This is a genomic window from Paenibacillus sp. FSL R7-0272, assembly GCF_037969905.1.
Classification (GTDB): Bacteria; Bacillota; Bacilli; order Paenibacillales; family Paenibacillaceae; genus Paenibacillus; species Paenibacillus polysaccharolyticus.
Genome location: NZ_CP150221.1, coordinates 349141 through 371536, shown reverse-complemented (window position 1 = coordinate 371536; position 22396 = coordinate 349141). Strand labels below are relative to the sequence as shown.

Below are 22396 nucleotides of genomic sequence, written 5' to 3'. Positions count from 1 at the left end.
TTCAATCAGTATATGATACAAAATTTCACAAGTCAATTATACCTTGAAATTTAATTACACACCCATACACTTCTTTTATCTCGCACTCCATATTTCTTATATCTGCTCTTTCTACTACATAGACGAAACGCTACAAATAATCGAGTACGTTGAAAATAAGAATAAGTCCAGCTATGCACATAACCCACGAGAGCATAGAGTCTGAATGTTCAACCAGCTTACGATGCAACTTCTCCAAGTGGTATTGAATGAATGACCCGATCCAAGTGTACAGCAGATAGATCAGCACAGACGGCATAATCATCAAAATATTGTAACTGATTAGTATCGGCAACCACTCCAACCATGAGAGCCCCTTACTCGTCATGAGACCTACTGCACCGAAATATGGTAAGGCTGTGCCTGCTTCCAGCAAAAACGTTGTAGACCCCATTAAGACTACTCCCACAGTACCAGTAGAGCGTAAAAAATGGATTCGATTATTTTTTCGAGAATTGGGTTTAATCCAGAAACTTACCACAAACAACAACGCACCAATGATAAATATCGACCAACTTGCAATCTTGTTATGGAAAAAGGAACTCAAATAATCTTGTACAAACTCCATCGCCAGCATAAGTATACAGCCAAGGAGAAAGTATAGTACCGTAACGGTCAGCAAATACACAGCCAATCGCGAACCGAATTGTCTTTGCCCCAACGCCATCAAATAGACGGTTACCCCCAGAAGTGTTGGGCTTAACATATCCAGAAATGCGAGACCTCCAACATAGAGCAACATTTCAGCATTCATTCAGCTGTTTCACCTTCGTTGGTTATAAAAATGTCATAGGCCGCCTCCATATAATCTAAAAGTTCAGGCTCCAAGGGGTAAAAGCCAAGCTCTTCGGAAACTTCAGCCGATTTCCTCGCCTCCCATAGTTTGTTTAAAAAATCATCCTGCCCTGCGAAGTCCTCTCGTTGCTTCTCCATCATTCGCCTGATAATGTTCTGTACTTTCTCATGTTTAGGCGGTTCATGCATATGACTCTTAAGCTGCCCAAGCAGTGCAATCCACTCCAGCGAATGGGGGTCGTTTGCTCGCATCCGTGGTAACTTCCGCCACATCATCATTTCATCATGACTAAATAATTCCTCTCTTAAAGAAGGCCGCTTGGCAACATTGGGTTTGGAGAGTTGAATCAGCTTTTCGATCGCTTCATGCTGATCTCCCTGCTCCAGCACTAAGCTGTGCAACATCTCCCTGATCGATACCTCCATCGATTTCAGCCGTTGTTGCTCTTCTACAATGTAATCCAGCTGATTACGCAAAGAATGTTCCCAATTCCAAGACGCATCCGATAACATCTCCTGGATATCTTTGAGCGCATAACCCAAATCTTTGAGAAACTGAATCTGCTGAAGCTTCTTTAGATCGTTCTCTACATACAAACGGTGACCACCATCAGTCTTAGAGGATGGCTTTAAAAGACCGATTGAATCATAATATCGCAGTGTTCTTACAGTAATATCCGTCTTACGTGCAAGTTCATTAATATGAATATACAACGTTCATTCACCTCTCAGGCATCCTGTACAATTCGCTCAGGTATCTTTGTTTTTCCGTTCTCCAGACCACACATATTTCAGAAGATAACCAGCACCCAACCCGATTAATACACCTGGAAATACATAATCCATGATTAGTCCGATGCCTGCCCCGATGATAACACAACTGTATATGAGGACATCCCCAGTTTTCATGTTCGCACCTCCTCTATTTGCAAAACAAGACCTTTTTGACTTGTGACTATTATATAAAATGACGTAACGTCAGCTTCAACTCCTAATCATTATGCAAAAAAACTTGATCCTTACGTAACGTCATCTTGTACGATGGATGAACATACCCTGTTCCTAATCCATTTCTTATTACGAGGTGATTTAATGAAGAAAGTTTGGCCTGTGTGGCTTTGTATGCTTCTCATTCTGGTATCCTGCAATCCGCCTCATGCCCCTTTTACAGACAATCAGACCACCCCTCTTGGTACAGCTAAAGTCATTTCTATTGATAATGGCAGCACTCCCGTAACCATAGAAACCATATCCGACCTTGATTCGTTGGAAGTGTCCAGTACTGCTCCTGATCGTAAACCTGCTTTCACAATAGAACGAAGCCAGCAACACATTCGAATCGCAGCCAACAATCATCTGTTTCGCATCTTTAACTTGGCCAATAAGCCCGTCATGGTCGTCAAAATCCCTCTACATTATAAGGGGAGTCTGCAGATCAACAGTTCGTCCGGAAGCGTAAACATCATTCGGCCTCAGAATAGTCTGGTAGTGGATGGAACTAGCGGCTCCATTGAACTGACCGCAGACCGTATTGTTTCAGATATTCGCCTTGCCTCCACCAGTGGTAAGATATCGCTAAGGATCGCGGAGCCTGTACCTGATGTAAGTTGGACACTCGAATCCCGTAGCGGAAGGCGTTCTTTTGCTCTTGAATGGCGGCAGATGAACGAAAATAAACATATATCACAAGGGGTTACAGGTCAGGGAACACATCAAATACACGTGATAACTCGATCAGGTAATATTCAGGTTCAATAGTAAGAGCAGGCCATCCCCCTTAGGACAGACGCTTCCTTAGAAATTGAAAAAAATAATAGTTTAGCCATACGACAAAAAAGGCACACGAGGTGCCTTTCTGGCTGTTAAAGCTATTCTTTGTCCGTATCCTTTCGAAATCAAAACTGAGATGATCGTTAAGCTATTCTTCAAAAAATTAACTCATCCCCAGGAGATAATAGATCAATATCTGTACCCGATCGAAATTGTTCAGCGAGCAATCCCTGTCTTAGCCGCCCTGTCTCTGCAATATCGGTATGAACCAGCACGTTGTGCCGGGCGGAGACCCGGTTCAACATCCGCTCCACATCATGCCATCCTTGATGAACCTTGTATCGGACCTTTTCCACCCTGCATGTGCCGTATTGCTCAGGACTTTCGAGCAATTGATGTGCGAATGTACCGGCAGAAGTATGTCCCGTAAGCAAAATCAGATTTTGCACTTCAGGTGCCCACATCCCGTAATACCAGCGTGCGAGTGAAGACTGCATCATGCCATCCGGAATGAACCAGAGCGAAGCTTCATATTTTTCAAGCAACGTTGTCCGCTCTTCGGGTGTACTCACGCTTTCCCAGCCCTCTCCGCTCAGAAATGTTGCAATCCTATGAGCAGGCGCACTTTCGGTGACTTCACCTTCCAGCTCTCTAAGCCAAAAAGATGCACGATGCAACTGCTTCATGCCATCTACAAGCCTCTGCTCCACAATCAAAGGTACATCTGCAAAACGATGTTGTGCCCACAGAATCAGTTCCTGTCCTCGGCCAACCGCAGGCATGGGCAAGAGCACCTTACCCCCTTGATGAAGAGCATTCTGGATGGCACTTTCCAGCTGCTGTAACTTGTCTGCCTGAGCATCACGATCTGTTCCGTAGGCTGCATCGATAATAGCCAAATCCAGTCTGATGACAGGTTCCATTTGTACTTCCAAAGGAGCATACTCCACGGCTTGCCTGCTACTCGTAACGGATGCGTTGCTGGACAAGGACAAATGTTGAGCTCCACCTGCCACAGAAGCAACGGGCATGACTTCTTTCAGTCTCTGCCTCTTCAGATCAGCCTGCCTGAACCCGTCAGCTACATCATCTGCCTGTAATAGCATAGACTCCAACGTGTAATCACCAGAGTACAGTATTCGCTTGTCTTCCATTTCCAGCCCGAACCAGACTGATCCAGCCAAATGTCCAGTACGTCCCCACATGACCGATATACCAGGTAACAATTCAAACCAGTACTCACGCTCAGCCTCATCCTCTAAAAATCGATAGCGAATCCGTTTTTCATCTACTTCATCATAGGGCAAAGATTGACCTGCACGTTCCATATTGTTACGCCATGATCGAAAGTAAGTTGTTAACTGCTCTTTCGTCTCGCGTGTTGTCCACACTTCACCCGTATACCCCAGCTTGTAAAGTAGTGGGATGGCAACGGAGTGATCCTCATGGGCATGGGATAATAACACCGCATCCAGTTGTGGCACAACCTCCGGTTCGATGAGCGGATATTCGCCGTTGCCTTCTTTTTTCACACCACAGTCCAGCAACAGCCGGTAACGGCTCCCGCTAAGCAGATAGGCGGAACGTCCGTGCTCGCCCGCACCGCCCCATACATTCAGTTTGATCATGAAGCATTCCACTTTCTCTTTGAATTCAGCATTTCAATTCCGAGTAACATTAGCACCGTCATTCCGACGGTTACCACAGCCATCGCCATACCAAGTGACACCTGACCCTGTTCAAACTGGGCAAAAATATACGTCGCCGACGTCTGCATCGACGGCGGAAGAATCAGAAGCGAGCCGACCAATTCTCGGGTCGCAATCGTAAAGGTCATCATCCAGCCCGCCAGCATACCGGGCAGGATCAGCGGAACAAGGATGCGCCGCAGAATATACAGCGGCTTACCGCCAAACACCTGACCCGCCTGAAACAACGTGCCATCGATTTGGGTAAAGCTTGATTTTACATATTGCACGGTATATGGCAGGAACAGCACAACATACGTAAGCACCACCATCCCATACGTGTTATACAGCGTCACGGGCATCCAAGGCGAGTTCCAGAACAGAATCAGACCAACTACCATAACAATACCCGGCACCGTGTTTGGTAGCAGACTGAACAAGTCGATGACCCGCTGCATGAACGAAGATGACTTGCCAATGGCCAGCGCAAACCCCGTACCAATGATTACTGCCACCGTAGAAGCTGCCAGAGATAATCCGAGACTGTTACCGATCGCCTTCATACTTACTGAATCCCAAGATAACAATTCCCGATAGTGTTCCAATGTCAGATTGTCCAGCGCAAGTCCTACTCCCCGTAGCTTCATCGTGGATGCCGCTATGATCGAGAAATACGGGATTCCGATGGATAGAATGAGCAAAATGGCAAGATATGCACCGCATAACCATCCTGCCCACCCCCGCAAAGAATAGCGCTTCGAGCGTTGTCCTTTACCGCCTACCAACCGATATGTGAACTTCCGGCTGATTGCTGACTGCATGTACCACATAACCAGACAGACGGACAGCAACACCGATGCCAGTGAAGTCGCCTTACCGAAGTCGATCGGCCAGCTGGAGATGTATTTATGAATCTCGGAAGTCATCACATAGTAGCCGATTTTGCGCCCGAAGGTCGCGGGTGTGCCGAACTCCGCAATCGTTTTGACAAAAACAAGCATAATTCCCATCCCGTAAGATGACAGCAATAAGGGTAAAATAATCCGTCTGAATCGGTATCCGGCACGCCCACCGTGCACGGCTCCCGCTTCTTCCAAATTACCGCCGATGCGGATTAACGCATCACGTAGCAACAAGTAGAGGAAGGGGAACAAGTGCAGACTCATGATCATCACCATGCCCCAGAAGCTGAAGAACAGCTCCGTCCAGTTCGCAGAGGAGGGTATCCATTGCTGGAGGTATCCCCCTTTTTGCATAAACAGAATCCATCCCATGGAGCCGATATACGGCGGGGTCATGAACGGAATCATCAGGATGACATCCACCCAGCGATGCTCTCCCATTCGGGTTTTGGACATCATCCAGGCAAGCGGTAACGCCAGTAGTGTTGTCATCGCCACCACGCAGATGCCCAACCACACGGAATTCAGCAACACACCGGATAGATGATGCCCCGTAATCGTGCGGAGCGGGGCCATCCAATCCCATTGCCCGTTCGGGTACACACTTTGCCAGAAGATGAGTAACAGCGGCACACCAATGCTAATTGTCAGCAGAAAGAGGGCCAACACCACCCCCACTCTCCGAAAAATACGGTTGTTATCTGTTACAACAGGTTTCACTACGCTCACCTCACATGACTTTCCACATCAAGACAGCAGCATCACCTGTTGTCCACCGTTTCTGTATTTGTTCTTCCATAAGCTGAATAAAGATGATTTATACTAACACTCCGATGACAGAATAACCTTCCAATCGCTGTTATCCCCAGATTTTTTGATTCCCTTTATTAAAGGGAAAATCCGGTGATAAAGGCGAACGCTTCGCTTCTCCAGTTTTTTTCTGTCCTCTCCGTTTCTTTAAAAAATCTCATTAGTCAGCTTATCCATAGCACTCATACGTCCACTTATTTAAAAGTTTCGGAGAAACGTGCTGCGGTTTCATCACCATGCTCGCTCATCCAGTTCCAATCCACTTTCAGTTGCGGAATATCCTTCACGTTGGCACGGTTGGTTGCTTCGATATCTTCGCGTCCTGGAATCAGGTATGCATCTGTAACCAGCTTCTGTGCTTCATCCGACAACAGGTAGTCGATAAATGCTTTGGCATTCTCTACGTTAGGGCTGGATTTCAGAATGGCCGCCGGTCTTGGGCTGATCACTGTACCCTCTTCAGGGTATACGATATCCAGCGGTTCCCCTTTGGCTTTGGCGGAATAAGCCATATAGTCTACACCTGCTGCCACAATGCTTTTCGCACCCGTAATCACCGGGTCAAGGGCTTCCTGATTCGCTCCTGCCATCGCTACACCGTTCGCTTTGTAGGCGTCCAGCAGATTCCATCCTTTTTCACCATTGGCGCTCAGGTAACCTGTAATGAAATCAAGTGCGGAGCCAGATAGGGTCGGATCAGGAATATTCACTTTATCTTTCCATGCGGATGTTGCGAGTTCAGCCCAGCTTGTAGGCGGCGTTGCCACCAGTTTGCTGTTATACACGATGCCCAGTGCAGATGCACTACTGCTAAAATAATTTCCGTCTGCATCCGACCATTCCTTATTCAGCTTGTCCGCATTCGCGGCTTCCGGATATGGCAATGTGAGTCCATCCGCTTTCAGAGCTTGTGCCGAAGGCAAGGAAGCCAGAATAACGACATCTGCTACCGGATTGGCTTTTTCCGCCTCCATACGAGCCAAAATTTTACCCGTCGTTCCCTGGAACATCTCGACCTCAATGCCTGTCTTCGCTGTAAATCCATTCACGATATTGTCTGCCAGCTTCTGTGGACCTGCACTGTACAATACCAGTTTGCCGCCTGCTGCTTTGTTCGGCGCTTCCGCTGCCGCTGCTGCATTTCCTTCCCCTGCGGGCTGTGCTGTGTTTCCAGTCGTTGTATTCCCCGTGCTACATCCGAATAGACTCAGACTCATCACTGCTGTTAATAAAAGTGTTGCACTCTTTTTACTTGATTTCATACCGAACATGTCCATTCCAGCTCCCTTAGATTCGAATTAGAGTAAAACTGCAAGTGTTTGCTTCCATTTCTTCATCGATCATATCTTCTTTATTTTTTTCTTTTATTGTCTTCATTTCATTGTGCTTTACGTTTTGAAAAGCTTTGTCGCTGTAGTTCATTGTAAGTCGCTATCTATCGAGCTACGGCGATCACTTCTCGCTGTTTAACACTAGCATTCGGCTTCATATCATGTTTCATATCCAGCTTTGGACTGCCCTCCTGGCTCTGCGCATCATGCATTCGGCAGATTCGTTCTGGCGATACATAGAGCTGAACTTTCTCTCCAACGCTTAATCTATGATTCGCATATGCTGTCCACACGCCCAGTCCTTCCATCTGCACACGTACCTCGTAGCGTTCTCCCACATAGCTGACGCTGAGAATAATTCCGGGGTAGCCCAGATCATCGTGGCTTGTTTTGTTCCAGGTGACATGTTCCGGCCGAACCATGGATTCGTTTGGCGTAAGCCAATTGGACTTTCCGATAAACGATGCGACATAAGAGTCACTTGGCGCAGAGTAGATCGTTTCCGGGGTACCTTTTTGCAAAATCCGCCCCTTCTGCATCACCACGATCTCATCTGACATCGACATGGCCTCAATCTGATCATGTGTCACATACAGGGCAGTGAGTCCCATATCGCGTACCAGTGACATCATCTCAATCCGCATCTCTTCTCGCAGCACAGCATCCAGTGCACTCAGCGGCTCATCAAACAAGATAACACCCGGCTTCACCGCTACCGCCCTGGCAAAAGCAACCCGCTGCTGCTGTCCACCCGACAGCTGATGAGGATACCGATCTTCCATGCCTTGCAGGCGAACCATGCCAAGTGCTTCATTCACCTTTTGCCGCAGATCAGACTTCTGTTTGCCTGCTTTCAAGCCAAAAGCTACATTTTCATATACCGTCATATGCGGCCATAATGCAAAATCCTGAAACACCATGCCCAGATTACGCTTGTGTGTCGGTTTATCAATCCGCTTTGCTGTAGAGTAGAAGTACTCCCCATCTGCACGAATCTCCCCCGCATCCGGCTGTTCCAGCCCGGCAATCATGCGGAGCAACGTCGTTTTGCCGCAACCCGAAGGGCCAAGCAAAGTGGTGAATTTTCCGTGTTCAAGCGTCAGATCCGTGGGCAATAGTGCAGGCGTTTGATGAAATGATTTTTGAATTCCTGTTAACTCCAGTTTCATAAGCACCCCTGCCTGTCCTCTTTACTAAACTTTTTTTGCGTATCCCTTGAACTACTCTCTTGTTTTACTCTGTTATCGTGTTTCTCCGTTATTTCGATTTCTTCTGTTGCTGTTGCTCTGGCTTAGCTTATCTAGCTAATATTGATCTGCTTGAGCTTATCCCCTTTAAACTGCTCTTGTACTGTTTTCAGTCTAGCGCTCGCTTTCAAGAGTTGTTTGTTATGTTTGTAAAATGAGAATTAACTTTTTAGATGAATTCTGTTGATGTTCATAGATTAAATCTATAGATAGACACGGTATGATCTTTCATTGAATTTTCTATGTGCTTTCCATGGAGGAATCGGATTATTATACATACCGCGAAGTTGTAGAACAGAGGAGTGTGGGAGAAACATGAACCTGATCAAATTACAAATTGTTGAACTGATCGACAAATATCATCATATGACAAGTGTGGCCGAGATTCTGGGCATCAAGCAACCAACGGTTACGTTTCATATGAAGTCACTGGAAGAGGAGATGGGGGTTCGTTTATTCGAATCTCGCAGTGGAAAAACATTTCTGACCGAAGCTGGACAAGCCTTGCTTCATTATAGTGTCAAAATCAATGCCCTGACCCAGGAGGCCCGCCGCGTCGTCAAGGAATACGACAGCCTGTACCGGGGTACGCTCCATATTGGAGCAAGTTATGTTCCAGCTACCTATCTGCTACCCGCGATGCTTCATACGTTTTCTCAAGAGTTTCCGGGTATTCGGATGTTGTTGTCTGTCAAACCAGCCCCGGTTATCCGCGAGATGGTCATCCGGCATCAACTTGATCTGGGCATCATCTCATCCGAACCTTTTGTTGGGTCGGTATTACACGCCGAAACGTTATGTGAGGACGATCTTGTGCTCATCTGCTCTCCGCAACATGGGCTGACTCAGAAAGAATCGTTGCATCCTGAGGATATTGCACAGGTGCCTTTTGCTTTACACGGTGATGAGTCCAGTACGCGAAGGCTGACCAACCACTGGCTTGTACAGCACGATATCCGGCTGCGGAGCACCGTGGAGATGGATTCCCTGGAAGCGATCAAACAGCTTGTGTTACTTGGCGGTCACATCTCCTTCATGTCGCGGATGGCCGTTCAGTGGGAGGAACAGCAGGGTCTTATTCAGGTGCTTCCCATTCCGGGGGAGCAGGCACCACGCCATATTTATACCGTTCATAACAAGGATCGCCACCCTTCTGTTCAGGTCAATCGGTTCATCGAAGTTCTACACGAAGTTATGAACACACAGCCTTTACTCCATCAGCCTATCGGTTGAACCTATATAAACTATCGCGGGCCATTCATGAAATCTATGCAAGGTTAACGTAATGTGCGCTTCCCGTTAATCGTATTCAGAAACTTGCACGGTAAAGTGGGGTCTGTACGTTAATCCAGATTAGGAGAGTGATTGGTTTTGAAAAAGTGGAAAAAAGTAACCGCCTCGTTGATGCTCAGCATCGTCACCCTGGGAAGTGGACTAACATTTCTGGATACGCCGCAGGCTTCAGCCGCTGCCAACGCCGTTCCCGCTTATGAAGTGAAGTTCCTCGCCAAGCCGGAGCTTGTGTTAAACGCCAATGGAACACCGCGCAGTGAGGTCATCCAGACCCTGGGGCTTAACGCTACACCACGAAATATCAATGTGGATTACTTTGACACCAATGCTCTCGGATTGGATGCCCAAGGTTGGAACGTCCGTTTTCGCAAAAAGGATGATAAAAACAACTTCGAATTAACCTACAAGAAGCGTTATCCTGTCATTAACGGGGATATCAATGCAGCACTGACACTTGCAAATCAGGAAGGCTTCGATTCATCAGATGATAACTACGAGGCTGAAATTGACTGGGGATACGGTAAACAAACACTTAGCTTCTCCAACACGAAAAAAGTAGACACCAAAACAACTGGCACACAGTTGCCTTCCGAAAAGGATGCCTTGAACCTGCTACTGGACAAGCTTCCCGGTAAATTAAAAAACTGGTCTGCCTCCAACTGGGGCAAACAACAACTTACACAGGCCCGTGCCTATGGCCCAATCACCTTCCAACGGTATGAAGGTACATGGAACGGTCAGGAGCTTACCCTGGAAGTATGGCCGATTCGCAACGCAGCAGGTACGGGTATTGAAAATATCGTCGAGGTTTCATTCAAAACAGATGACGCAGCAACCGTATCTGGTCTACGTAACCAATTACTACAATTGCTTCAAAACAAAAACTGGTTGATCCCTGCCGACGGTCTGAAAACACAGACCATCCTGGAACGGTATTAATGTAGAGCGATATGCAGTAGAAACAAAAGCTCCTCCTGCTTCTTTAGATAGAAGCAGGAGGAGCTTTTGATTTTCATCATATTTATCCGATAATTTAAAAATTAGCTTTCACAAGATAATGTTCTTTTTCCGGAGGATATATATTAACTATGTATATTCTACACCACTAAAACTAAGCGATCACGAATTACAATCGAATTACCCCATTACTTGAGTTATTAGTGAACAACTGTCTCTCGATCTCCCATAAAAATGTTTTAGCTACTGCAGACTTAAAAAAAGCTAATTTTATTTTTCGATGTCTGCCGTTCATATGGTAACCAATAATCAGAAAACTTTGGAATTTCATTACTTCTCGTTGGTTAGGGTGATGTACGCCACTCACTTTACTTAGTGACAGCTCGAATATTTGTTGATCTGCTTGTATGTATAAGTTTCCGTTACCTGGTAGTACATCCACTTTCTTACCCTCCGGCACCTGAGGTAGACCTGAATGATGAATTCCGACTGAATGTAATGCTGCACCATATTTTTTCTTTAATCTGTTCGATTTTCTCGTTTGGGTTATACCAAAAATAATTATCACGATCATTACTAAGACAAGAAAAGGACCCATTTAATACCCTCCTGTATCTTTTCTAATGTTTATTAAGAATAGATTACCACAAAATTTCATCATATGGTTCACTTGATCCGTATAAGCCAATTGTTACTCACTAATAATAATAAAAAAAAAGCTCTTGCATTATGCAAGAACTCTTTAAATCGTAAGCGGGTGATGGGAATCGAACCCACGCTATTAGCTTGGAAGGCTAAAGTTCTACCATTGAACTACACCCGCATAAACGAAAAATCGGGATGACACGATTTGAACATGCGACCCCCTGGTCCCAAACCAGGTGCTCTACCAAGCTGAGCTACATCCCGATATAAAGGAAATAATGGCGCGCCCTGAGAGATTCGAACTCCCGGCCTTTTGATTCGTAGTCAAACGCTCTATCCAGCTGAGCTAAGGGCGCAAATATTGGAGCGGAAGACGGGAATCGAACCCGCGACCCTCGCCTTGGCAAGGCGATGCTCTACCGCTGAGCCACTTCCGCAAATATATGGTGCGGTCGAGAGGACTCGAACCTCCACGGGGGGTTAGCCCACACGGACCTGAACCGTGCGCGTCTGCCAATTCCGCCACGACCGCAAAATATGAAAGTGAGTCATGAAGGATTCGAACCTTCGACACCCTGATTAAAAGTCAGGTGCTCTACCAACTGAGCTAATGACTCATAGTAAATGGCTGGGGATATAGGATTTGAACCTATGCATGACGGAGTCAAAGTCCGTTGCCTTACCGCTTGGCTAATCCCCAATAAGAAAACTATGGGGCGATCGAGGGGAATTGAACCCCCGAATGCCGGATCCACAAACCGGTGCGTTAACCACTTCGCCACGATCGCCATAAAGTAAAACAATATTGCATGAGTATTTTAGTATTACCATCAGAGCCTATATTATACAACTGATATACCTCTAATTGCAAAATACTAAAATGGTGCCGGCGAGAGGACTTGAACCCCCAACCTACTGATTACAAGTCAGTTGCTCTACCAGTTGAGCTACACCGGCAAGGTGTAAAGTATTAAAATGGCGGAACCGACGGGATTCGAACCCGCGATCTCCTGCGTGACAGGCAGGCATGTTAGGCCAACTACACCACGGTTCCAGATCACTTTCGGTTAGGAAAGCTACAATTGCGGGGGCAGGATTTGAACCTGCGGCCTTCGGGTTATGAGCCCGACGAGCTACCGGGCTGCTCCACCCCGCGTCATCAAAAATTATATGGTGGAGGCTGAGGGGATCGAACCCCCGACCCTCTGCTTGTAAGGCAGATGCTCTCCCAGCTGAGCTAAGCCTCCATCTTTGGGATTCTTATCCCACTCTTTAGTTATTAAAATAACTATGACCCGTAGGGGATTCGAACCCCTGTTACCTCCGTGAAAGGGAGGTGTCTTAACCCCTTGACCAACGGGCCTCACTAAAAAAGAATTATGGCGGAGAGAGAGGGATTCGAACCCTCGAGACGCTTGTGACGCCTACACGATTTCCAATCGTGCTCCTTCGGCCAGCTCGGACACCTCTCCATGGCTCCCCGAACAGGACTCGAACCTGTGACAACTCGATTAACAGTCGAGTGCTCTACCAACTGAGCTATCAGGGAATGGTGGAGCCAAGCGGGATCGAACCGCTGACCTCCTGCTTGCAAGGCAGGCGCTCTCCCAGCTGAGCTATGGCCCCATTCATGTATTTCTTATGAAGTTACTATGGGCCTTGGTGGACTCGAACCACCGGCCTCACCCTTATCAGAGGTGCGCTCTAACCAACTGAGCTAAAGGCCCACATATACATCCCATATCCCTAACGAGGGGGCAAAAAAAATACCCCAAAGGGAATCGCTTGGCGGCGTCCTACTCTCCCAGGACCCTGCGGTCCAAGTACCATCGGCGCTAGAGGGCTTAACGGTCGTGTTCGGGATGGGTACGTGTGGAACCCCTCCGCCATCGCCACCAAACGCGATTGGATCGAAGCATAGCTTCTTCCATTCATCAGAGTTATTGTTCTCTGAAAACTAGATTCGAAACGAAACGTACGCGATTTAAAACTTGCTATTGGATAAGCCCTCGACCGATTAGTACTGGTCAGCTCCATGCATTACTGCACTTCCACCCCCAGCCTATCTACCTCGTCGTCTTCAAGGGGTCTTACATACTGGGAAATCTCATCTTGAGGGGGGCTTCACGCTTAGATGCTTTCAGCGCTTATCCCGTCCGTACATAGCTACCCAGCGGTGCTCCTGGCGGAACAACTGGTACACCAGCGGTACGTCCATCCCGGTCCTCTCGTACTAAGGACAGCTCCTCTCAAATTTCCTACGCCCACGACAGATAGGGACCGAACTGTCTCACGACGTTCTGAACCCAGCTCGCGTACCGCTTTAATGGGCGAACAGCCCAACCCTTGGGACCTACTTCAGCCCCAGGATGCGATGAGCCGACATCGAGGTGCCAAACCTCCCCGTCGATGTGGACTCTTGGGGGAGATAAGCCTGTTATCCCCAGGGTAGCTTTTATCCGTTGAGCGATGGCCCTTCCATGCGGTACCACCGGATCACTAAGCCCGACTTTCGTCCCTGCTCGACTTGTAGGTCTCGCAGTCAAGCTCCCTTATGCCTTTGCACTCTTCGAATGATTTCCAACCATTCTGAGGGAACCTTTGGGCGCCTCCGTTACTCTTTAGGAGGCGACCGCCCCAGTCAAACTGCCCACCTGACACTGTCCCCGCACCGGTTTACGGTACCAGGTTAGAACCTAGATACGATCAGGGTGGTATCCCAACGGTGCCTCCACGCAAGCTGGCGCTCACGCTTCAAAGGCTCCCACCTATCCTGTACAGATCGTACCCAAATTCAATATCAAGCTGCAGTAAAGCTCCATGGGGTCTTTCCGTCTTGTCGCGGGTAACCTGCATCTTCACAGGTATTAAAATTTCACCGGATCTCTCGTTGAGACAGCGCCCAAGTCGTTACGCCATTCGTGCGGGTCAGAATTTACCTGACAAGGAATTTCGCTACCTTAGGACCGTTATAGTTACGGCCGCCGTTTACTGGGGCTTCGGTTCACAGCTTCGGATTGCTCCTAACCACTCCCCTTAACCTTCCAGCACCGGGCAGGCGTCAGCCCGTATACTTCGCCTTACGGCTTCGCACAGACCTGTGTTTTTGCTAAACAGTCGCTTGGGCCTTTTCACTGCGGCCCCCTCGTGCTATTCACACTACCGGGGCACCCCTTCTCCCGAAGTTACGGGGTCATTTTGCCGAGTTCCTTAACGAGAGTTCTTCCGCGCGCCTTAGAATTCTCTTCTCGCCTACCTGTGTCGGTTTGCGGTACGGGCACCTTCATCTGGCTAGAGGCTTTTCTTGGCAGTGTGAGATCATGACCTTCGCTACTGTAATTTTCACTCCCCATCACAGCTCAGCCTTACGGTTAGCGGATTTGCCTACTAACCAGCCTTACTGCTTGGACAGACATCCATCAGTCTGCGTCACTACCCTACTGCGTCCCCCCATCGCTCGTAACGATTTACGGTGGTACAGGAATTTCGACCTGTTGTCCTTCGACTACGCCTTTCGGCCTCGCCTTAGGTCCCGACTTACCCTGAGCGGACGAGCCTTCCTCAGGAACCCTTAGGCTTTCGGCGGATCAGATTCTCACTGATCTTTTCGTTACTCATACCGGCATTCTCACTTGTATAATGTCCAGCGCTCCTTACGGTACACCTTCAACCCTTATACAACGCTCCCCTACCCCTGATGCAAAGCATCAAGCCATAGCTTCGGTGGTGTGTTTAGCCCCGTTACATTTTCGGCGCAGAGTCACTCGACCAGTGAGCTATTACGCACTCTTTCAATGGTGGCTGCTTCTAAGCCAACATCCTGGTTGTCTGTGCAACTCCACATCCTTTCCCACTTAACACACACTTGGGGACCTTAGCTGATGGTCTGGGCTGTTTCCCTTTTGACAATGGATCTTAGCACTCACTGTCTGACTCCCGGAAGTAAGTCTATGGCATTCGGAGTTTGACTGAGCTTGGTAACCCTTGCGGGCCCCGCACCCAATCAGTGCTCTACCTCCACGACTCTGTTTTCCGAGGCTAGCCCTAAAGCTATTTCGGGGAGAACCAGCTATCTCCGAGTTCGATTGGAATTTCTCCGCTACCCCCACCTCATCCCCGCATTTTTCAACATGCGTGGGTTCGGGCCTCCAGTGCGTGTTACCGCACCTTCACCCTGGACAGGGGTAGATCACCCGGTTTCGGGTCTACGTCCACGTACTCACTCGCCCTATTCAGACTCGCTTTCGCTGCGGCTCCGGCTCTTCACCTTAACCTTGCACGGGAACGTAACTCGCCGGTTCATTCTACAAAAGGCACGCCATCACCCCTAAAACGGGCTCTGACTTTTTGTAAGCACACGGTTTCAGGTTCTATTTCACTCCCCTTCCGGGGTGCTTTTCACCTTTCCCTCACGGTACTGCTTCACTATCGGTCGCTAGGAAGTATTTAGCCTTGGCAGATGGTCCTGCCGGATTCATACGGGGTTTCACGTGCCCCGCACTACTCGGGATCCGTCTCGGAGGGAACAGACTTTCAATTACAGGGCTTTTACCTTCTTTGGCGGGCCTTTCCAGACCTCTTCGCTTAACCGGTTCCTTTGTAACTCCATGTGAGACGTCCCACAACCCCAAAGAGCAAGCTCTCTGGTTTGGGCTTCTCCGCGTTCGCTCGCCGCTACTGACGGAATCACTATTGTTTTCTCTTCCTCAGGGTACTTAGATGTTTCAGTTCCCCTGGTATGCCTCTACTTGCCCTATGTATTCAGACAAGAGTAACTGGATATTACCCCAGCTGGGTTTCCCCATTCGGACATCCCCGGATCAAAGCTTGCTTACAGCTCCCCGAGGCAGTTTCGTTGTTCGCCACGTCCTTCATCGGCTCCTAGCGCCTAGGCATCCTCCGTGTGCTCTTAGTAGCTTAACCATATGCTCCGGTTTCGACTGCTCGCTTCCCTTGTTTTGCTTGCGCAAAGCCAAAAGTCGCTCCCAACCGATACCATCGCAATTGCATTATCTACCGTTTTTATTGAAACTTGTTATACACAAGTTCAGCTAAAAAGGAATGTTCTAATTCGCGTTTGTTTCGTTTCGATATCTAGTTTTCAAAGAACAAATCGTTTCGTTCGGGCCGTTCACGGATGTGTCGGTCGAACAAACGAGAAGTTTTGAGAGTTTGAGCTCTCAAAACTGAGCAACGAGTGAGTAACTAGCCGACCTGGCTAGATTTTAGATTTGAATGTCTTCATTGCAGAAGACGATTCTCCATAGAAAGGAGGTGATCCAGCCGCACCTTCCGATACGGCTACCTTGTTACGACTTCACCCCAATCATCTATCCCACCTTCGGCGGCTGGCTCCTTGCGGTTACCCCACCGACTTCGGGTGTTATAAACTCTCGTGGTGTGACGGGCGGTGTGTACAAGACCCGGGAACGTATTCACCGCGGCATGCTGATCCGCGATTACTAGCAATTCCGACTTCATGCAGGCGAGTTGCAGCCTGCAATCCGAACTGAGACCGGCTTTGTTGGGATTGGCTCCATCTCGCGATTTCGCAGCCCGTTGTACCGGCCATTGTAGTACGTGTGTAGCCCAGGTCATAAGGGGCATGATGATTTGACGTCATCCCCACCTTCCTCCGGTTTGTCACCGGCAGTCTATCTAGAGTGCCCACCCGAAGTGCTGGCAACTAAATATAAGGGTTGCGCTCGTTGCGGGACTTAACCCAACATCTCACGACACGAGCTGACGACAACCATGCACCACCTGTCTCAACTTTCCCCGAAGGGCACCTGATGCATCTCTGCTTCGTTAGTTGGATGTCAAGACCTGGTAAGGTTCTTCGCGTTGCTTCGAATTAAACCACATACTCCACTGCTTGTGCGGGTCCCCGTCAATTCCTTTGAGTTTCAGTCTTGCGACCGTACTCCCCAGGCGGAGTGCTTAATGTGTTAACTTCGGCACCAAGGGTATCGAAACCCCTAACACCTAGCACTCATCGTTTACGGCGTGGACTACCAGGGTATCTAATCCTGTTTGCTCCCCACGCTTTCGCGCCTCAGCGTCAGTTACAGCCCAGAGAGTCGCCTTCGCCACTGGTGTTCCTCCACATCTCTACGCATTTCACCGCTACACGTGGAATTCCACTCTCCTCTTCTGCACTCAAGTCACGCAGTTTCCAGTGCGATCCGGGGTTGAGCCCCGGGATTAAACACCAGACTTACATGACCGCCTGCGCGCGCTTTACGCCCAATAATTCCGGACAACGCTTGCCCCCTACGTATTACCGCGGCTGCTGGCACGTAGTTAGCCGGGGCTTTCTTCTCAGGTACCGTCACCTTGAGAGCAGTTACTCTCCCAAGCGTTCTTCCCTGGCAACAGAGCTTTACGATCCGAAAACCTTCATCACTCACGCGGCATTGCTCCGTCAGGCTTTCGCCCATTGCGGAAGATTCCCTACTGCTGCCTCCCGTAGGAGTCTGGGCCGTGTCTCAGTCCCAGTGTGGCCGATCACCCTCTCAGGTCGGCTACGCATCGTCGCCTTGGTGAGCCGTTACCTCACCAACTAGCTAATGCGCCGCAGGCCCATCCCCAAGTGACAGATTGCTCCGTCTTTCCAGTTCTCTTCAGGCGAAGAAAACAAGTATTCGGTATTAGCTACCGTTTCCGGTAGTTGTCCCAAGCTTGAGGGCAGGTTGCCTACGTGTTACTCACCCGTCCGCCGCTAACCATCCGAGAAGTAAGCTTCTCTTCAAGTCCGCTCGACTTGCATGTATTAGGCATGCCGCCAGCGTTCGTCCTGAGCCAGGATCAAACTCTCCAATAAAGTTATTGAAAAGAGCGATAAGCTCATTTTGAATCTGACGAGATTAAAAATCTCATTTGTGTTCCAGTTTCCATACAGCCAGATGGCATGTACCAAAAACCTTCACGTCATTCTGCAAGCAGAATGTTTACTCACTCGTTGTTCAGTTTTCAAAGATCAAACTTGTTCTCGCTACCGAAATCAGTTCGTTTCAGCAACTCTTATATAATATCATGTCCGAACCAACTTTGCAAGTTCTTTTTTCAAGTTTCTTTCGAAGCTTGTTTTCAATGGCTTGCCGCACCGTGTAAGCTGTGTTTTCTTGGCCGGAATTAGAATATACCATGTATGACATAACAATGCAATACTTATTTTAAAAATATACAATTTCATCAGATTCCCTCATATCAAACTAGACTTATATCATTATACACATGAACTTTAAGACACCATATCCAACTTATGAAGCTGTGTAATACACTCACGACGTCGCGCTCATTCCACAAACCGAAACCGGATAGAAACTGTAATATGACATCAGACGAACGATCACAGCTGTACCACAACATTTATTAACGTAATAAATACAGGGAAGCCGCTTATATGATCAGCAAAATATTTCGACCGACCAATAACACAACTCCCCTGCAACATACCTTATAGATCACACCTGTTCCCTCTGAGCACTTTCCGCTTCCTTCTATAGAATAGATTTCCCTAACAAAGATGCAATTAATCCAACACCAAGCCGTGCCGTATGCCGGTTCTGATCAAGTAGCGGGTTCACTTCGACCAATTCCATAGATACAACCTGGTTGCTCGTAGCTAAACACTCCATTGCAAAATGCGCTTCTCGATAACTCAACCCACCCGGTACAGGTGTCCCCACCCCTGGCGCTTCACGCGGATCAAGGCAGTCCATGTCAAAGCTAACATGAATACCGTCCGTCCCATCTCCCGCAATCATCATCGCCTGATCAATGACGTGTTGCATCCCCATTCGATCAATATCATGCATCGTAAAAGCTCGAATGCCCAATGCTCTGATCTGCTCCTTCTCGTACTCATCCAGATCACGAAGTCCGATATACACCAGATTGGACGGATTCACAAAGGAACCAGCACCTCTGATCTGTGACAAATTAAAAGCCGAATGCCCCAGAAACGCAGCCACGCTCATTCCATGCATATTCCCAGTCAAGCTATGTTCTTCGGTATTCAAGTCTGCATGAGCATCGAACCAGATCACACCTAAATTGCTGTAATGAGCAGTTAACCCGGCCAAAGTACCGATGGCTACACTATGGTCTCCCCCAAGCACAACTGGAAAGGCTCCCTCTTCAAGAGCAGATGCTACTTCTTGACACACATGCTCACTGACCTGCTGAACCTCATTCAGATACTTTACCGTCTTGCGCCCAAGTGAAGTTGCTGATTGTGTAGGGCAATCCACACGCACCTCTCTATTCAAGAGAAACCCCAAACTCGCAATTTCACGCTTCAACCCTGCGGTGATCAGTTCATCGGGGCCTAACTCGGCCCCATTTCTAGCACCAGCTAATCCAAAAGGAACTTTAATCAGAGCCACTTCTTGTTGATGAGTCTCAACATGGCGAGTGTCCTGACCAGATACATTTGGTATCCCTTGCTCCCGCGAAGCCAAAACATCCTCATTCTTCATAAAGTATCGCTCCTTTTCATCGTTGTCGAATTATAGTCCACTGATGCCGCCTTACCTTTACGATGAAGCATCACTAAGCACTTCTTTAATGATCTCTATAGCCCAATCAATCTCAGATTCGTTGATAGTTAGTGGGGGAGCAAAACGAATGGTTGTTTCATGCGTTTCTTTACAAAGTAACCCCGCCGACATCAGACGTTCGCAATAAGGTCGTGCAGGACCATCGAGCTCAACCCCAATGAATAGACCTTTACCCCGAATTTCCCGAATGGCAGAGCTCTGAATACCTTGAAGTTGTTCCATAAAATAATTCCCCAGCCGCTCTGACCGCTCCGCAAGCTGCTCATTTTCCAAAACATCCAAAGCGGCAACTGCTACCGCACAGGCAAGTGGATTACCCCCAAACGTAGAACCGTGTGATCCCGGTTCAAACAGATCCAGGATGTCTGCTCCGGCAGCGATCGCCGAAATCGGCATCACACCACCCCCAAGAGCTTTGCCCATAATCCATATATCTGGTTCGACACCCTCCCAATCAGAGGCGAATCGGCGTCCCGTTCTTCCAAATCCGGTCTGGATCTCATCCGCCATGGTCAAGACTCGCTGCTGTCTGCATATCTCAAACGCCTCGGACAAATATCCAGCTGGAGGAATAATAATTCCCGCTTCGCCCTGAATGGGCTCAACAAGGAAACCCGCCGTATTCGGTGTGATCGCTTGTCTCAACGCCTCCAGATCACCGTAAGGGATAATTCGAAATCCAGGTGTGAACGGTCCAAAATCCTTTTTATATTCAGCAGATGAAGAAAAAGAAGTAACCGTCAGGGTTCTTCCATGAAAATTGCCAGAACATACAATAATTTCAGCACGATTTTCAGGTACCCCCTTACAACGATATGCCCATCTGCGTGCAGCCTTTATCGCTGTTTCAACCGCCTCTGCTCCTGTATTCATAGCTAATATTTTGGCTTTACCCGTAAACGTGGACAGTTTTTGATAAAATATCGCTGCAGCATGGCTGTGAAATGCCCGTGATGTCAATGTGACCTTGTCTGCCTGATCTTTCAACGCTTGAATGATGACAGGGTGTCTATGTCCATGATTCAGTGCTGAATACGCACTTAACATATCCATATATCGGCGGCCTTCAGGGTCCTCTACCCACACCCCTTCTGCCTGTTCAATGACGATGGGAAGTGGATGATAATTAGGCGCAGCATACGTTTCCGACCATTGAATGAACATCTCGGTATCTGGCATTCCTTCACAACCTTCCGCATAATATTGTATACAAAATACAGTAACAGTGTATGCGAGTTGATCCGCGTTTACGACTTGTTTCCTCTTTTTCCGCATCCGCCCTGTTTGTATACCAGCACTCCAACATATCAAAATAGCTTTATCTTTCTTAAAGATGAACCAATAGCCCTCGGATGAAGAACCAGTGTGAACCCATTTTAATTTTGTATACAATATACATAGTATGATATGCGCTTGTTTATATCTTCAATAGTAGCAAACCCATACGAGGATGACAACGCTTTTTCGATCATTTCCATACTATAATTCCAAAAAATGTTCACTGAACATTGCCACTTATGTATCTCCCCACATGTGAACTTTGCTTGCCCAACTCCCCCCTCGATGGTAAGATGATAAAAACTTGAAACACCCGGAACAGCGCGCCCTGTATGGCTTCATTAACCATCGATCATCACTATACATATAGAAGGGAGAATTTGTATGGAGGTTCCTAAATACCGTTCCTTGAAAGATCACGTCTACGATTACATCGCTCAGAAGATTCAGGACGGGACGCTACTTCCCAACCAGAAGATTAACGAAGCCGAAATTTGCAAAAAGCTGGATATCAGTCGTACCCCTACCCGGGAAGCTTTATTTCAGTTGACCTCTGACAATCTATTGCAATATATCCCACGCAGGGGATTCATTGTTGCTCCTTTTGACACAAGCAAAAAGCTCGAATTCTCGCAGGCCATCGGTGCACTGGAGGCATTAGCCGCCACGCTGGCAGTGGATCACCTCAAAGCGTCAGAACTTATAGAAATGGAAGCCCTGATCGCCCGTATGGATGAAGACATCAATCAACTCGATCTGGCTGCCTACAGCAAAGATCAGTATCTGTTTCACAACCTATACATCCAGCGCTGCGGCAACGCCACCGTCATCGAAATGTTGAACACACTTAAGAATAGCTTTATCCGTCAATCCTATGTCAGTGATAACAAGCCAAAACTATCCGAGGTGCTACATGAAGTCAATGAGGAGCACAGACAGATTTTAAGTGCGTTTCGTGCGAAGGACAAACCACAGCTGGAAGCACTGCTCAAACATCACTGGCGTATTATCGATAACGACATGCTGTAACCTACTACTTATAAACGTAAGAGGCAACTCACATCATAACGAAGGTGA

The 22396-nt window shown here is 47.9% G+C and carries 14 protein-coding genes, 17 tRNA genes and 3 rRNA genes; 4 read left to right on the top strand and 30 right to left on the bottom strand.

Features of this window, described 5'->3' with window-relative positions:
• Positions 1-130: 130 nt before the first annotated feature.
• From MKY23_RS01790 to MKY23_RS01780, 3 genes are read right to left on the bottom strand one after another with little or no spacing between them, the layout of a single operon-like run.
• The gene (locus MKY23_RS01790; RefSeq protein WP_339834837.1) at positions 131-793 is read right to left on the bottom strand and encodes a GAP family protein; all 663 of its coding nucleotides are present in this window, start codon (positions 791-793) and stop codon (positions 131-133) included.
• Complete coding sequence (locus MKY23_RS01785) at positions 790-1548, bottom strand: MerR family transcriptional regulator (protein WP_339834835.1); 759 nt, start codon at positions 1546-1548, stop codon at positions 790-792. The genes MKY23_RS01790 and MKY23_RS01785 overlap by 4 nt, the downstream gene beginning before the upstream one ends.
• Before the next feature lie 36 nt (positions 1549-1584).
• Positions 1585-1743: a hypothetical protein gene (locus MKY23_RS01780; RefSeq protein WP_339834833.1), complete on the bottom strand. Its 159-nt coding sequence runs from the start codon at positions 1741-1743 to the stop codon at positions 1585-1587.
• A 183-nt stretch (positions 1744-1926) separates the two neighbouring features.
• On the opposite strand from MKY23_RS01780, the gene MKY23_RS01775 reads away from it, so the two are divergent.
• Complete coding sequence (locus MKY23_RS01775; RefSeq protein ID WP_339834831.1) at positions 1927-2592, top strand: DUF4097 family beta strand repeat-containing protein; 666 nt, start codon at positions 1927-1929, stop codon at positions 2590-2592.
• 167 nt (positions 2593-2759) lie between these two features.
• On the opposite strand, the gene MKY23_RS01770 is transcribed toward MKY23_RS01775, so the two are convergent.
• From MKY23_RS01770 to MKY23_RS01755, 4 genes are all read right to left on the bottom strand, one after another.
• The gene (locus MKY23_RS01770; RefSeq protein ID WP_339834829.1) at positions 2760-4232 is read right to left on the bottom strand and encodes an MBL fold metallo-hydrolase; all 1473 of its coding nucleotides are present in this window, start codon (positions 4230-4232) and stop codon (positions 2760-2762) included.
• Positions 4229-5914, bottom strand: a complete 1686-nt coding sequence (locus tag MKY23_RS01765; RefSeq protein ID WP_339834827.1) for an iron ABC transporter permease — start codon at positions 5912-5914, stop codon at positions 4229-4231. The genes MKY23_RS01770 and MKY23_RS01765 overlap by 4 nt, the downstream gene beginning before the upstream one ends.
• A 284-nt stretch (positions 5915-6198) precedes the next feature.
• Positions 6199-7275 carry an ABC transporter substrate-binding protein gene (locus MKY23_RS01760; protein WP_339839142.1) on the bottom strand — a complete coding sequence of 359 codons (1077 nt, stop codon included), beginning with the start codon at positions 7273-7275 and terminating at the stop codon, positions 6199-6201.
• A 164-nt stretch (positions 7276-7439) separates the two neighbouring features.
• A complete protein-coding gene (locus MKY23_RS01755; protein ID WP_339834825.1) occupies positions 7440-8504 on the bottom strand; it encodes an ABC transporter ATP-binding protein in 1065 nt (354 codons plus the stop codon).
• Between the two features lie 393 nt (positions 8505-8897).
• Between MKY23_RS01755 and MKY23_RS01750 the strand changes: the two genes are divergently transcribed.
• Positions 8898-9815 carry a LysR family transcriptional regulator gene (locus MKY23_RS01750; protein ID WP_154892066.1) on the top strand — a complete coding sequence of 306 codons (918 nt, stop codon included), beginning with the start codon at positions 8898-8900 and terminating at the stop codon, positions 9813-9815.
• Between the two features lie 138 nt (positions 9816-9953).
• The gene (locus tag MKY23_RS01745; RefSeq protein ID WP_339834822.1) at positions 9954-10814 is read left to right on the top strand and encodes a CYTH domain-containing protein; all 861 of its coding nucleotides are present in this window, start codon (positions 9954-9956) and stop codon (positions 10812-10814) included.
• 187 nt (positions 10815-11001) lie between these two features.
• Here the strand turns inward: MKY23_RS01745 and MKY23_RS01740 are convergent, their stop codons facing one another.
• The 23 genes from MKY23_RS01740 to MKY23_RS01630 all read right to left on the bottom strand — a co-directional run bounded on the left by MKY23_RS01740 (position 11002) and on the right by MKY23_RS01630 (position 21220).
• Complete coding sequence (locus MKY23_RS01740; RefSeq protein ID WP_339834820.1) at positions 11002-11430, bottom strand: hypothetical protein; 429 nt, start codon at positions 11428-11430, stop codon at positions 11002-11004.
• A 154-nt stretch (positions 11431-11584) separates the two neighbouring features.
• A tRNA-Gly gene (locus MKY23_RS01735) sits at positions 11585-11655 on the bottom strand.
• 12 nt (positions 11656-11667) lie between these two features.
• Positions 11668-11741, bottom strand: a tRNA-Pro gene (locus MKY23_RS01730).
• Between the two features lie 15 nt (positions 11742-11756).
• Positions 11757-11833 (bottom strand) — tRNA-Arg (locus tag MKY23_RS01725).
• A 6-nt stretch (positions 11834-11839) separates the two neighbouring features.
• Positions 11840-11914: transfer RNA gene (locus MKY23_RS01720), tRNA-Gly, on the bottom strand.
• Positions 11915-11921: 7 nt separating this feature from the next.
• Positions 11922-12009 (bottom strand) — tRNA-Leu (locus MKY23_RS01715).
• Positions 12010-12021: 12 nt separating this feature from the next.
• Positions 12022-12094: transfer RNA gene (locus MKY23_RS01710), tRNA-Lys, on the bottom strand.
• A gap of 8 nt (positions 12095-12102) precedes the next feature.
• A tRNA-Gln gene (locus MKY23_RS01705) sits at positions 12103-12177 on the bottom strand.
• 12 nt (positions 12178-12189) lie between these two features.
• A tRNA-His gene (locus MKY23_RS01700) sits at positions 12190-12265 on the bottom strand.
• A 93-nt stretch (positions 12266-12358) separates the two neighbouring features.
• Positions 12359-12434, bottom strand: a tRNA-Thr gene (locus MKY23_RS01695).
• Positions 12435-12453: 19 nt separating this feature from the next.
• A tRNA-Asp gene (locus MKY23_RS01690) sits at positions 12454-12531 on the bottom strand.
• Between the two features lie 28 nt (positions 12532-12559).
• A tRNA-Met gene (locus MKY23_RS01685) sits at positions 12560-12633 on the bottom strand.
• Positions 12634-12648: 15 nt separating this feature from the next.
• Positions 12649-12724: transfer RNA gene (locus MKY23_RS01680), tRNA-Val, on the bottom strand.
• A 44-nt stretch (positions 12725-12768) separates the two neighbouring features.
• Positions 12769-12840: transfer RNA gene (locus tag MKY23_RS01675), tRNA-Glu, on the bottom strand.
• Positions 12841-12857: 17 nt separating this feature from the next.
• Positions 12858-12949: transfer RNA gene (locus tag MKY23_RS01670), tRNA-Ser, on the bottom strand.
• Between the two features lies 1 nt (position 12950).
• Positions 12951-13026 (bottom strand) — tRNA-Asn (locus MKY23_RS01665).
• A gap of 1 nt (position 13027) precedes the next feature.
• Positions 13028-13103 (bottom strand) — tRNA-Ala (locus MKY23_RS01660).
• A gap of 27 nt (positions 13104-13130) precedes the next feature.
• Positions 13131-13204: transfer RNA gene (locus tag MKY23_RS01655), tRNA-Ile, on the bottom strand.
• A 56-nt stretch (positions 13205-13260) separates the two neighbouring features.
• A 5S ribosomal RNA gene (gene rrf, locus MKY23_RS01650) occupies positions 13261-13377 on the bottom strand.
• Positions 13378-13474: 97 nt separating this feature from the next.
• Positions 13475-16400 (bottom strand): 23S ribosomal RNA (locus tag MKY23_RS01645).
• Between the two features lie 344 nt (positions 16401-16744).
• A 16S ribosomal RNA gene (locus MKY23_RS01640) occupies positions 16745-18300 on the bottom strand.
• The 16S, 23S and 5S rRNA genes sit together here with 17 tRNA genes alongside, the layout of an rRNA operon.
• Positions 18301-18979: 679 nt before the next feature.
• Positions 18980-19960, bottom strand: coding sequence for an arginase (gene rocF / locus MKY23_RS01635; protein WP_339834818.1), 981 nt, complete (start codon positions 19958-19960; stop codon positions 18980-18982).
• Between the two features lie 57 nt (positions 19961-20017).
• Positions 20018-21220 (bottom strand): ornithine--oxo-acid transaminase, encoded by a 1203-nt coding sequence (locus MKY23_RS01630; RefSeq protein ID WP_339834816.1) that lies wholly within the window; start codon positions 21218-21220, stop codon positions 20018-20020.
• A 483-nt stretch (positions 21221-21703) separates the two neighbouring features.
• Between MKY23_RS01630 and MKY23_RS01625 the strand changes: the two genes are divergently transcribed.
• Entirely contained in the window at positions 21704-22348 is a 645-nt protein-coding gene (locus tag MKY23_RS01625) for a GntR family transcriptional regulator (protein ID WP_154960770.1), read from the top strand.
• Positions 22349-22396: the final 48 nt, after the last annotated feature.

Bases quoted from the DNA above. Each gene is read 5' to 3' on its own strand.
- MKY23_RS01625 (WP_154960770.1), top strand. From the start codon at position 21,704: ATGGAGGTTCCTAAATACCGTTCCTTGAAAGATCACGTCTACGATTAC.
- MKY23_RS01780 (WP_339834833.1), bottom strand. From the start codon at position 1,743: ATGAAAACTGGGGATGTCCTCATATACAGTTGTGTTATCATCGGGGCA.
- MKY23_RS01770 (WP_339834829.1), bottom strand. From the start codon at position 4,232: ATGATCAAACTGAATGTATGGGGCGGTGCGGGCGAGCACGGACGTTCC.
- MKY23_RS01760 (WP_339839142.1), bottom strand. From the start codon at position 7,275: ATGTTCGGTATGAAATCAAGTAAAAAGAGTGCAACACTTTTATTAACA.
- MKY23_RS01755 (WP_339834825.1), bottom strand. From the start codon at position 8,504: ATGAAACTGGAGTTAACAGGAATTCAAAAATCATTTCATCAAACGCCT.
- MKY23_RS01790 (WP_339834837.1), bottom strand. From the start codon at position 793: ATGAATGCTGAAATGTTGCTCTATGTTGGAGGTCTCGCATTTCTGGAT.
- MKY23_RS01630 (WP_339834816.1), bottom strand. From the start codon at position 21,220: ATGCCAGATACCGAGATGTTCATTCAATGGTCGGAAACGTATGCTGCG.
- MKY23_RS01740 (WP_339834820.1), bottom strand. From the start codon at position 11,430: ATGGGTCCTTTTCTTGTCTTAGTAATGATCGTGATAATTATTTTTGGT.
- MKY23_RS01775 (WP_339834831.1), top strand. From the start codon at position 1,927: ATGAAGAAAGTTTGGCCTGTGTGGCTTTGTATGCTTCTCATTCTGGTA.
- MKY23_RS01750 (WP_154892066.1), top strand. From the start codon at position 8,898: ATGAACCTGATCAAATTACAAATTGTTGAACTGATCGACAAATATCAT.
- rocF (WP_339834818.1), bottom strand. From the start codon at position 19,960: ATGAAGAATGAGGATGTTTTGGCTTCGCGGGAGCAAGGGATACCAAAT.